The sequence below is a fragment of the Paenibacillus sp. SYP-B3998 genome, from assembly GCF_010820665.1.
Lineage (GTDB): Bacteria > Bacillota > Bacilli > Paenibacillales > NBRC-103111 > Paenibacillus_E.
The window spans coordinates 87969-99360 of sequence record NZ_JAAIKC010000007.1 but is presented as its reverse complement, the minus strand read 5'-3'; the positions used below and the strand labels follow the sequence as shown (position 1 = coordinate 99360).

Here is an 11392-nt window from a genome sequence, read left to right as displayed (position 1 = left end):
TCATCATGATGTTATGGCAGTCAGAACCTCCTTTTAACTATTAACAGCAGCCCCAAACCTACTGTCATGCTCACCGCAAGCGGGAAACAGCCGTCAGGATGCTTCAATCTATTGCAAGCACTTCCGTGTAAACATAGCACGAGAAAACGAAGGGCTGTCCCGTAAGTGTTGGCATGAAAGAGAGAGTCCCAAATTTTACGCAAATAAACCTTTAAATCCACTAGTAAAAGTGGATTTGAAGGTTTATTTTATGCACGAAGTCCAGCGCATTTTTATACCAGTTCCTTTAAAGCGGCCAAAGCCTTATCGTAGTTCGGATGTTCACTCATTTCCGTCAAATACTCAACGTATCTAACGGTGTTATTAGCATCCAAAACGAAGATTGCGCGTTGATCTAGCTGAACCTCTTTAATTAAGACGCCATAGGCCTCACCGAAAGCGCGATGTTTATAATCAGAAAGAGCAATGACTCTATCGATTCCGGCAATTGAGCAAAAACGGCTCTGCGCAAATGGGAGATCCACGGAAATCGTAAGAATCACAACATCGCCGCCTAATTTATCTGCTTCTACATTGAAACGGCGTGTCTGCGCGTCGCAGGTCCCCGTATCTAAAGAAGGAACGACTGAGATCAGCTTTACTTTGCCGTCATAATCGGAGAGACTAACCTCTGTCATCAAATCCTTATTGATTGTGAAATTCGGCGCTTGATCGCCAACCTTCAATTCAGGACCTATGAGTGTAATCGGTTGTCCGCCTAAAGTCGCTACGCCCGTACGTTCTTGTGCCATGTTAAAAACCTCCATTAACTTTTATGAGTTACCTTTTATATACAATGTGATATCAGGCATGCTCAATAGCTATTTTGAGCTGTTCCTTCGATTGGAAACCGGTCATTTGTTTGACCACTTGCCCCTCTTTAAAGACGAGCAGCGTCGGTATGCTCATCACGCCATATTTAGCTGCGGATTCGGGATTATCATCTACATTCACTTTAACAACCTTGGCCGAGTTGCCGATTTCTGCTGCCAATTCATCAAGCACAGGGGAAAGCATTTTACAAGGCCCACACCAAGGGGCCCAAAAGTCTAGCAGCACTGTACCAGCTTGTGTTTCTACCTCTTGATGGAAATTAGTATCGGATACATGTTTAACGGACATATGCCATTCCTCCTTATTCATTAATATCGTGTTCAGACAGAAATCTTTCACAATCTAGCGCCGCCATACAACCGCTTCCGGCAGATGTGATCGCTTGACGATATATTCGGTCCTGTACATCCCCACAAGCAAACACGCCCGGTATAGCCGTTTGTGAGGTCCCTGGTTGAACGTACAGGTAGCCTTGCTCATCTGTTGGCAGCTGTCCGTTGAGAAAAGCCGTGTTCGGTTGATGGCCGATTGCTAGGAAAATACCGTCAGCTTCAAGCAGCTCAGTCTCGCCAGTTTCATTATTGAGCACCTTCAGGCCGTTCACCCCATTCGGGCCCGCTGTTACTTCTAGCGGCGTTTGGTTCAAACTCCATGCGATTTTCGGATTGCTTCGAGCATGATCTTGCATAATTTTCGATGCCTTCAACTGAGCTCTCCGATGCACGACCCGCACTTCAGAAGCGAATCTCGTCAAAAACTGTGCTTCCTCCATCGCGGTATCGCCCCCACCGACGACGATAATTTTTTTGTTTCTGAAGAAGAAGCCATCACAAGTTGCACAGGTGCTAACACCTTTGCCTATATTTTCGATTTCACCCGTAATCCCCAGCTTCTTTGCAGTTGCCCCTGTAGAAATAATGACAGAGTCGGCTGTGATCTCGTCCCCTCCCTCCACAAACAAGGTAAAGGGACGTTTCGATAAATCAACCTGCGTAACACGTCCGGAGAGAATGTTAGCACCGAATCGCAAGGCTTGCTTACGCATGTTGTCCATAAGCTCCGGTCCTGTTATTCCATCAGGGAAGCCTGGGAAATTATCTACTTCCGTAGTTGTAGTTAGCTGTCCTCCAGGTTGAATGCCTTCAATAACTAAAGGGGATAGGCTAGCCCGAGCCAAGTAAATAGCGGCGGTTAGTCCCGCAGGGCCCGTTCCAATAATGACTGCTTTCTGATGCATACGATCTCCTCCTTTAATTCTCCATATCTTCTGTACACCATTTAGATGAGTTCCATCACGACGATGATTGTAAACTCAGCCCATTTGTTTTCACTCAAAATTTAATTTATTCAAATTTAATTGTTATCAAACTTTATGCGTAAATCATATCAATTCGAAATATTATTGTCAACAATTAATTTGCATGCAATTTAAAACGCTTATATTACCCCCCTTGCTTTTTCATCTAAGGACAAAAATGTAATACGCAAAAAGCTGCGACCACACTATCGCAGCTACCTAACAGCTCTCCGATCATCATTCCGTTTTTAAGATTTCCTTCCTTCAATTAAAAAATCTTTTTTCCTCGTCCGTCACTGTATATAGCTTTTTTAATGTTTCTTCATCATCACAAGAAATGATTGAATCAAATAGGATTGCCGGGGAACAATTTGATGTGCCAGATTTGTGATAACCCGTCACTCCTACAAGGGAACGCACAATTTCATTTTGATAAATTGTAACTGTTAGTTCTAGAGTACCTTTCCGTTCGAATCCTCCAGTATCCCAAAATAGAATATTGTTGTACAAATCAATAACAAATTCTGCTCCATTTTCGTGAATGCAGAAAAGATACTTCCGTGTCTCTTTTTGATTCTTTAAACCCTGATAAATGAAATCATAGATTTCCCCTAACCGCGCTATTAGATGAATCATTTTGTTTTAACTTGGATGCGACGATTCCGAGTAATCTGTATCTAAGCTGATAATGGGACATTTTCTGCTCTACTCGTTGATCGATTATTGCGCATAAAATAGAAATAACATTGTCTTCGAAGTGTGAAGCTACATGGCTTTTAAAAGTTCTACTCATTGTTATCATCTGATCCTTTAGTATATACAGCGGCCATGTAAGGCCGCTCTTATCGTCATTTTGGACGAGTTGTCCCAGAATTCTTTTAGGTGTAAATCCATTATTGATTAGGCTCTGTAACGGTCGATCAATGTTAAAAAGAAAATGCCTACTGCTTCTATGGGCAGCATCCCCAATTCCGAAGCAAATTGTTCTACAGCCTGTTCAATATCATCGAGTGCTGGACCACCTGAACGTTCCCATACGTTGTCTTGATGTTCAAATGTCCACGAATGATATTTTCGAAACCCTGATTCAACCAATGAAATTTCCCCATCTGTAAAATGAAATTCTACAGAGCATGTACATGTATTCATTTTTTTGTCCATATCTTCTTGCCCTCCATTTAAATAATTTAAGGTACAAATTTATGTCTGAACCTATTTCTGACGGTAGAACCGAATTCCAACCTTTCTCTTGAGCCAATTTCAGATAATGGTTGCCTACATTGATCGATTATGCGGAAAGCTTGACTTCGCTATTCCCACGTTGCCCCAGACCAATTAGTTCCCGAATCCATACGGGTATTTAAAATTGAACGAAACAACCACAACCACCGATATCGAACATATCAATTTTTCGGGAAAACTTTTGGTTGGAGGGGCCCCGTAGTACGCTTTTGAGCTGACGGTTTAGAGCCATTTTTTTAGGTGTCGCAGCTTCCAGAGGAAGGTTACCATTTCATTTCAGAGGGCTATCTTTCTTCTTTGAACTTCTTTCAAGCCCTTCCGCCCCGCCGGGTACCCGCGGTTGCAAATCAAAAAAGCACAATGGAACAGGAATGTTCTTTTCCTGGTCGCTTGTGCTTTTAGTGGGTGGCGGTTTCCGGTGGCCACAAAGATTTTAATTATTAGATTTGAAGAAAGTGAGATCCTGACAGATAATAAACGGCCAAAGCTTCAGAGGCATTAACAAGACATGCCACTTTCAGGTTGGGACAAGGGAACTGATTTTGCTACTTCTTTTTAATAAAGCGTTTGACTGCATTCACACAGAAGGAATCATGCGAAGACAAAAAAGAGCCGACAAAGTCGACTCTCCTAATTGAATATTTGAAATTACATTACAGTACAGGAAGATCAAGTTCTTTACGTAGTTGCTTTACGGTCTTTTCATTATTATTGTATTGCTCTTGCCCTTTTTTCAATTTTTCGATTCTTTTTTCTACTTCTTCTGCCTTTTTGAGGTAATTATTATCGTTATTTCTTACCGCATCTTGTTTAAATTCAATAACAATTAGTGTCAAGTTACCAATGGATTCCTCTAATTGCTTAGCAAAATTTTCAGTATCGTCAGGATCCGCTTCCAACTGGTGCTTTCTGATCTCAGTACCCAAACTCTTAGTTTTATGACCTAGTTCGTTTCTTACATCTTGGTCCTCTTTTGATTGGATGGACATCGCGTTCATTTTATTGTAATCAGCATCAAACTGAGCTTGCTTACTCATAATTAGAGCTTTCAAAGAGGCTACATCTTTATCAGCTAGTGCGGAAACTGAAAATATACTTGCCCCAACTAAACATGTAGTTGTGATGGCAGTTAGTTTTGTTTTTAATTTCATTTGGAATTCCTCCTGTATTCTGGGATTATCTTAATTATCGGCTTTAATCTTGAATGTATAAACGTATGAGAACCCGGCATTTTTTCTGTCAATTATCATTTGTTTAAGATTTTTACCACTACCCCATAGAGCCTTATCCGAAGGACCTGTACTCGTAGAGTGTTGAGCAACATACACATTACCAGCATTGTAATAATTAACAGCAACGGAATGTTTAGTAGTGTAGCTAGAGTCCGCGAATTGAACAATATCTCCAACCCAGAGGTCAGAATAAATTTCACTAAAATACGTTATAGCTTCCTCCATGGTATATCTTTGTAACTGATAGGTATGGTTACCATTATAACCATCTATGCCTCCCCAAAATCCACGGAATTGATGAGCACCTGTCCATGATGAAGTACGACCATTTGTGTTTGATGGAGTAGCAACATTAGGCCCATAGTAATACCAATCCTGAGAATGGACATTGCTGCCATCTTTGTAGGTTCCAGCGTCAACAAATGGTAGCTTACCGCCATGATACTGTCCTGGATAAAGAGCATTCGATCCATTATAAATAATATTTTCATGCAATACTTGAGAGACAAAGTTTGTACAATCTCCGCCGTCTATTGAAGTTCCGTAGTCATTATAATTTTGATTTCTATTAACATACTCTGCAAATTGTTCAGCGTATCTGCCGGCGCCAGCACGATCATAACTTGAATTAACGTAGTAATTTGAGTTTGTAAACACAACTGCCCCATGTGTAGTTGCTGCCTCAGTCTTGTTTAAATCCATAAACAAACTAGGTGCTAACAATGCTACTGCTAAACCTGCTGTGCCTACTTGTTTTAATCTTTTTTTGTTCATCGTTAAGTTCCAACCCCTTTTAAATTTGTATAAAATTAGTAGTTCGATTTAATATATTACTTTATATTCCATAATATGGCAATAAGTATTTTTGGCGAACACAAGGGTTGGCGCGCAGCCACCATGTGGGGAGCTGCCCCGAAAAGGTGTCTACAACTTTATTTTATTCAGTCTAATACTTTATTTTCTTTTTACATCTCCACCCGATCTTGACCTCGCGGCCCGCCTTAGCGGAAATAGCCGCCTTCCTGGATTACTTTCAACGGCTGCAAAGAGTGAATATCCATGAACGCAATATTTAATAAAGAAACTTGTAGGTCATTTTTAATGGAATGTCCCTTCCACCCCGCCGGGTACCCGCGGTTGCAAAGCAAAAAAGCACAATGGAACAGGAGTTTATTTCTCCTGGTCGCTTGTGCTTTTAGTGGGTGGCGGTTTCCGGTGACTGAATCAGTGTGTCCCTGTGTCCAAAAATTGCAGCATCAATTTCCCTTAATGATCATCCTTACCAAGGAGGTATCCGAAGTTTTCCGGATTATCTCTAATATCGTCGACTAATTCATCGTACCAATCTGCTAAAACAACTGTTCTAATACGCTGAGCGTCTGGATCCTTCGGTGTCAAAAAGTCTTCCTGAATCCATCGCTTTACCTTTTCTCGCACTGTTTTCTCACTTTTACCTAACAGAATAACAAGATCAGTGATTGTTAGCATCTCTTGTCTAAAAACAAGCTCACGAAACACTTGGCGTTGCTCTAAATCTAGTTTACGAATCAGTTCAGGTTCTACTTTCAAGAGCTCACTATTTTTTTCTTGGACAATTTGTGCCGCGTGCGTATACACCTCAGCTAGACCGTCTAAGAAATACTCCAGCCAAGGTGTAATTTCAGCCTCATGCCGACCAAAATAGTAATTATGAGGTAATCCCAATTGAAGGGCTTTGTAGTATTCATTCAAACTACGATCGTAAAAGTTCTCGAGAATAAAAAGACTTTTTAGACCAAAACCACCCCTTCGCAATATGTACGTCGCAATCATGCGAGCTGTCCGTCCATTGCCGTCCATGTAAGGGTGAATGGTCAACAGTTGCCACATCGCAATGCCTGCCCGTAATGGTGGGGACAATTCAAAGGTCCGCGGTGAATTGATCCAAGCAACTAAATCTTCCATAAGAATAGGAACATCCTGCGGCTCTGGTGGCATGTAAAACCCAGACTGATTCCGTTCACCCACCCTATTTTGTTCTTCTCGATATTCGCTCAACCTAGGGCGCCGACCATGTACGATCCGAATAATGGCATGTAGTTTCTTAATCCATTCTTCCGTAATCGGTAGCTGACGAACTTCTGATTCATCTAAAAACTCTGTAGCTTTCATCAGATTATATACTTCTTGTTCTTTATCATTATCGCTAGTCCGATACAATGCCTTACGCTTCGCTTCTTCATCAAGATCGTTACCCTCCATACGGGTGGACAGAAGAACAGTCGATTCTTTAGCTTCTTTCTTTAACTGTTCCAAAATATCAACGGGTAAAGGAAGTTGTTCAACAATCACACTGCCATATTGGTAATTGATTGTATCCATCTCGATTTTCGTTTGTATTCCTTTTTTGGAGTAAGGAAGTATTGGAAAAGACTTAACATTGTTTTATAATATTTCATTTGGAAAACACCCATCTCTCTATTCAAATTTTATAATGGAAAACTGTCTAAGAACCCCTAATCGAATCCTATTAATTTGATACAGCACAACTAACTTTCATCACCGTTACTTAAAATTAAAATCATCATCAAGCTCAAAGTTCCCGAACTCAATTATCGTTGGGTTGATGCAGGTTTCAACAAACCTTCAGGTAACCTTCAACTCATCTTCAGAATCGGAAGGCATAATGAAACACAGATCGAATCATCACGTAAAGGAAGGGAGAAACGACTATGAATATCAAGCATGCAGATCGCAAATGGGTGTGGGCATCATCCCTATTAACGATCGCTTTAATCGTATATGCCATCTTCTATCCACCTGTTCTAAAAACCGCTGCAGCCGACAAAGCCGTTGCTAAGGTCAATGGCGTCAACATAAGCTCTACCCAACTATACGAGGCGATGTTAGCTGGTGGGGGCGCGCAAACCCTGGATTCTTTGATCAGTAATGAAATTATTAATCAAGAGGGCAAAAAAGCGGGGTTGCAAGTCACTGAGGCTGATATCAATGAAGAACTCGCTTCAGTTAAGGGTTCTTACGGCTCTGAGGACGAGTTCCAACAAGCACTTACCTCCTATGGCATGACCCTGAATGATTTGAAGAAAAGCATGCAATCTCAAGTTCTTCTGAAAAAGATTTTAATGCCGCAGGTGACAATAACCGATGAGGAAATCAAAAAATATTATAACGATAATCTCGAATCCTTAAAAGCGCCTGAACAAGTTCAAGCCTCCCATATTTCTGTAAATACCAAGGAGGATGCGGATGCTATTCTGGCTTCGCTAAAAGCTGGTGGAGATTTCGCCGCGATCGCAAAAGAAAAATCGTTAGACACAGCTACCAAAGATAAGGGCGGAGATCTTGGCTATATGTCCAGTGAAAAGTTAGAGCAGGCCGAAGAAGCTTCTGTATTTGCTCTACCCGTAGGTGGAATTAGTGATGCAATAAAAACGAGTACTGGCTATGATATTATGAAAGTAACCGATCATAAACCTGCCTCTACACCGACTTTGAACGAGAAAAAAGAAGATATCAAAAAATCGTTAACCCAGCAAAAATTAGCCACCCTGTCTTCGACTTGGCTTCAGCAGAAGCGGTCGGAATCTACCGTGGAGAATTATTTGACAACAAAAGCGTAAGCTCGAAATAAACGCCTTAACCTTGTGCAAACAAGGCTAAGGCGTTTATTTTTGTTTAGTCTCCATTTTCAATCTACTTAGGGCGTTCTAATCTTCATCTCATCCAAGCTTTTGAACTGATAGCCTTGACTCCTCGCGTCGTCAATAATCTTACCAAGAGCTTCTGTGTTGTCCTTTGACACAGAGTGCAACAAGATGACAGCCCCTGGATGCAGCTGAGCCATCACATTTTTATAAGCATACTCCCAGCCCTTCTGGTTCTTAGGCTCCCAGTCTCTATAGGCAATAGACCAGAACACATTCGTATAACCTAATTGCTGGCTTACCGCTAACGATTGCTCATTAAAGATGCCCCGCGGTGCCCGAAGATAGCGCATCTCCTTTTGCCCTGTCGCAGCCTCCACTCCGGCCTTCACTTGATCCAGCTCTTGTTGAATGCGAGCAGCGGAAATTTGGCTCATGTCCGGATGGCTCCACGAATGGTTGCCGATAAGATGGCCTTCCAGCGCCATACGTTTGAGTAAATCTTGCTCTGTCTTGATGTAATGCCCCGTCACAAAGAAGATCGCCGGCACTTGCTTTTCCTTCAACACATCCAAAATTTTGCCTGTGTAGCCTTGCTCATACCCATTGTCGAAGGTGAGATATAGTTCTTTGACAGCAAGATCTCCTGTAAAAATCGCCCCGTGCTTTTTCAAAAGATCTTTAAAGCCTTCCTCGTCTATGGAAGGACGTTGTCCCTTCGAGCTTTTCTTAAATCCGAAATGATAGGCCCCATCGGCAGATACCAGCGTGGCTTGCCCCATAAGCAAGACCATAATAATCGCTATGATACGCATGTACTTCATGGATGAAGATTCACTCCTTGATGTCATTAGATTTGTGCAGCTTGCATAGCCTCTTACTAATATGTCACTTTTTAGACTGCGTTTATGTGAAATAATAGAGGTGATGGAGTAGGGTAATTTTGGTATGGGATAATTTTGTCGAAAAAAGTCATTTCCTGTGATAGGATGAATCTTGAAGGAAACGCTACCAATGTGAAGGAAGGAATTCCAGAATGAAAAAATGGGCAAAGCATCTACTGATATTCAGTACTATGTTAGGAACTTTTTCCGCTACGACCGCATTAATCCCTTCTTCCGTCTTTGCAGCAGCAGGCACAACCGTACAAGATCAACTACAGAAAGACATCACGCAAGCTTTAACGAATCGCCTGGATTCCTACCAACTCACTTACTCAGGCACGAGCGCATCCCTGAAAACGGATCTGAACAATGCGCTAAATGCCGCTCTGAATACCAATGATTATTTGCATTATATCGTCAAGTCGTACAGCTATTCGGCCAATATCCAAGGTAGTACAGCAACGGTTTCGCTTAAATTCACCTATTGGGAGACTCTCTCTCAAACCACCGAAGTTCAGAAGCGAGTTAAGCAAATTCTTGATGACATTCTAACTACCGGTATGAACGAGCACCAGAAAGAAAAAGCTATTCATGATTGGATCGTCGGCCACGTGGCCTATGATACAAAGCTCATCTCACATTCGGCCTACGATGCCCTAACCAAAGGGAAAACGGTCTGCCAAGGCTATGCCCTCCTGACCTATGAGATGATGAAGCAGGCCGGTATTCCGGTGAAAATCGTGGAAGGCTCGTCACGCGGCCAATCCCATGCATGGAATCTGGTGCAAATTGGCGGTAAATGGTATCAACTCGACTGCACGTGGGATGATCCCGTACCCGATGTAGCTGGCCGGGTACTCTATAACTATTACAATATTACTGATGCTCAACTTCGGGTTGATCATACTTGGAAAGCCTCTACGGCCTATCCGACTGCCACAACTGCATACAACGAGACCTTAACCTCACTAGCAACTACCGATACGGCAAATGCAACTTTTTACAATAAATTGTACCAGTCTATGGGATATTCCTATCTTTCCGAAGCTAATACGGCAACTAATGTACAAACTTTAACGAACAAGCTGCGTGCCGCGATCGATAATCGCCAACAATCCCTAACGCTTCGCTATACAAATGGGACCACTGTAACAGCAGATTTGAAAAAAGCATTCGCCACTCAAAAAGGAATTACCAGCTACTCTTACACACAGGAAGCTTTTACGCGAACTACGACAAATGACAAGCTGTTGACAGTGAATTTCAACTATTCAGGGAATAACGGAAAGCAATGATGCATGACCTACCATGCATAAAAAGCCCAACTTGCCTTCAGGCAAGTTGGGCTTTACTGATGATTAGCCTGCTTTTCGCTACCCATTTATTAGCGACTAATCCAAATGCTTAACCATATGATAATACGGACTATGATGAATCACTTTTTCACCGTTTAATGTATACCCCAGTCGTTTATATAAATCGAGAGCTCTCTTATTATCAATGGTGACAATTAAACCAATTTTACGATAGCCGTGCCTGCTAGCTTGTTCCTCTGCGGCTTTGATTAAATCGGTTGCTATTCCTTTACCTGCGTGCCCAGGGGAGACGGCTAGAGAATCAATGTAATACTCATCTTCGTCCGCTTCTTTCTCCACAACAATAGAAGGATCATTCTTCAATTGACGAAGTCTTTCTTGAATAGGACGATCAATAGTCTCCGCTTCACTTCCATGGTAACATAAAATAAATCCAACTACGTGTTGATCTACTTCCTTAACCAACATATGCTGGTAGCTAAGACGGTTACCTTCTTGAACGAACCACAAGGCCAAGCCAGGTAATATTTCCTCTTCTTTTTCCGCTCCGGTTAGTGCGTAGGCGATATCCTCAATAGCATCAAACATCAACACGGATGCTTCTGAAGCATCCGACTTCCTTGCTGGTCTTAGGGTCATATAGCCTCCATTTTAAACAATGTTCATTTTATTTCCGTGCATCTATCCATTATATCCCACTTTCTACAAAGAACAATTGTCGCAGCTAAGTCCCTTATCTGTTAAATGTAGATAGGTTACACAGCTATCCTGAAACTGTAAATTCATTCTTAATATTCAATTAAACCAACAGCGCTTTTACCTTGCGCTTGAATGTTTAGCGTGTTTTGTTTACATGCATTGATCAACACAGTAAAATTCACTGTAGATACAGAAATTCATCAAA

12 protein-coding genes are annotated in these 11392 nt (G+C 41.8%); 2 read left to right on the top strand and 10 right to left on the bottom strand.

From position 1 onward, the window contains the following. Positions 1-272 precede the first annotated feature (272 nt). From tpx to GK047_RS18190, 8 genes are all read right to left on the bottom strand, one after another. Positions 273-791, bottom strand: coding sequence for a thiol peroxidase (tpx, locus tag GK047_RS18225; RefSeq protein WP_163949858.1), 519 nt, complete (start codon positions 789-791; stop codon positions 273-275). A gap of 52 nt (positions 792-843) precedes the next feature. Next, entirely contained in the window at positions 844-1161 is a 318-nt protein-coding gene (gene trxA / locus GK047_RS18220; protein WP_163949855.1) for a thioredoxin, read from the bottom strand. 13 nt (positions 1162-1174) lie between these two features. After that, positions 1175-2110: a thioredoxin-disulfide reductase gene (gene trxB / locus GK047_RS18215; protein WP_163949852.1), complete on the bottom strand. Its 936-nt coding sequence runs from the start codon at positions 2108-2110 to the stop codon at positions 1175-1177. 324 nt (positions 2111-2434) lie between these two features. Then, positions 2435-2806 (bottom strand): hypothetical protein, encoded by a 372-nt coding sequence (locus GK047_RS18210; RefSeq protein WP_163949849.1) that lies wholly within the window; start codon positions 2804-2806, stop codon positions 2435-2437. A gap of 264 nt (positions 2807-3070) precedes the next feature. Next, entirely contained in the window at positions 3071-3331 is a 261-nt protein-coding gene (locus GK047_RS18205; protein ID WP_205516866.1) for a hypothetical protein, read from the bottom strand. A 734-nt stretch (positions 3332-4065) separates the two neighbouring features. Continuing rightward, entirely contained in the window at positions 4066-4563 is a 498-nt protein-coding gene (locus GK047_RS18200; protein WP_163949842.1) for a hypothetical protein, read from the bottom strand. Positions 4564-4593: 30 nt separating this feature from the next. Then, a complete protein-coding gene (locus tag GK047_RS18195; protein WP_163949840.1) occupies positions 4594-5418 on the bottom strand; it encodes an amidase domain-containing protein in 825 nt (274 codons plus the stop codon). 492 nt (positions 5419-5910) lie between these two features. Beyond that, positions 5911-7005, bottom strand: a complete 1095-nt coding sequence (locus GK047_RS18190) for a Fic family protein (protein ID WP_163949837.1) — start codon at positions 7003-7005, stop codon at positions 5911-5913. Between the two features lie 350 nt (positions 7006-7355). On the opposite strand from GK047_RS18190, the gene GK047_RS18185 reads away from it, so the two are divergent. After that, entirely contained in the window at positions 7356-8264 is a 909-nt protein-coding gene (locus tag GK047_RS18185) for a peptidyl-prolyl cis-trans isomerase (protein WP_163949834.1), read from the top strand. Positions 8265-8341: 77 nt separating this feature from the next. Here the strand turns inward: GK047_RS18185 and pdaA are convergent, their stop codons facing one another. Continuing rightward, the gene (gene pdaA, locus GK047_RS18180) at positions 8342-9103 is read right to left on the bottom strand and encodes a delta-lactam-biosynthetic de-N-acetylase (protein ID WP_481856017.1); all 762 of its coding nucleotides are present in this window, start codon (positions 9101-9103) and stop codon (positions 8342-8344) included. A gap of 221 nt (positions 9104-9324) precedes the next feature. Here pdaA and GK047_RS18175 point away from each other — a divergent pair, with 221 nt between their 5' ends. Next, complete coding sequence (locus tag GK047_RS18175; RefSeq protein WP_163949828.1) at positions 9325-10467, top strand: transglutaminase domain-containing protein; 1143 nt, start codon at positions 9325-9327, stop codon at positions 10465-10467. A gap of 96 nt (positions 10468-10563) precedes the next feature. Here the strand turns inward: GK047_RS18175 and GK047_RS18170 are convergent, their stop codons facing one another. Beyond that, on the bottom strand, positions 10564-11127 hold the full coding sequence (locus GK047_RS18170; RefSeq protein WP_163949825.1) for a GNAT family N-acetyltransferase: 564 nt from the start codon (positions 11125-11127) through the stop codon (positions 10564-10566). Positions 11128-11392: the final 265 nt, after the last annotated feature.

Excerpts from the sequence above, each read along its gene's own strand:
- trxA (WP_163949855.1), bottom strand. The coding sequence starts at position 1,161 with ATGTCCGTTAAACATGTATCCGATACTAATTTCCATCAAGAGGTAGAA.
- GK047_RS18190 (WP_163949837.1), bottom strand. The coding sequence starts at position 7,005 with ATGGATACAATCAATTACCAATATGGCAGTGTGATTGTTGAACAACTT.
- GK047_RS18210 (WP_163949849.1), bottom strand. The coding sequence starts at position 2,806 with ATGATTCATCTAATAGCGCGGTTAGGGGAAATCTATGATTTCATTTAT.
- tpx (WP_163949858.1), bottom strand. The coding sequence starts at position 791 with ATGGCACAAGAACGTACGGGCGTAGCGACTTTAGGCGGACAACCGATT.
- trxB (WP_163949852.1), bottom strand. The coding sequence starts at position 2,110 with ATGCATCAGAAAGCAGTCATTATTGGAACGGGCCCTGCGGGACTAACC.
- GK047_RS18200 (WP_163949842.1), bottom strand. The coding sequence starts at position 4,563 with ATGAAATTAAAAACAAAACTAACTGCCATCACAACTACATGTTTAGTT.
- GK047_RS18185 (WP_163949834.1), top strand. The coding sequence starts at position 7,356 with ATGAATATCAAGCATGCAGATCGCAAATGGGTGTGGGCATCATCCCTA.
- GK047_RS18195 (WP_163949840.1), bottom strand. The coding sequence starts at position 5,418 with ATGAACAAAAAAAGATTAAAACAAGTAGGCACAGCAGGTTTAGCAGTA.
- GK047_RS18175 (WP_163949828.1), top strand. The coding sequence starts at position 9,325 with ATGAAAAAATGGGCAAAGCATCTACTGATATTCAGTACTATGTTAGGA.
- GK047_RS18205 (WP_205516866.1), bottom strand. The coding sequence starts at position 3,331 with ATGGACAAAAAAATGAATACATGTACATGCTCTGTAGAATTTCATTTT.
- pdaA (WP_481856017.1), bottom strand. The coding sequence starts at position 9,103 with ATGCGTATCATAGCGATTATTATGGTCTTGCTTATGGGGCAAGCCACG.
- GK047_RS18170 (WP_163949825.1), bottom strand. The coding sequence starts at position 11,127 with ATGACCCTAAGACCAGCAAGGAAGTCGGATGCTTCAGAAGCATCCGTG.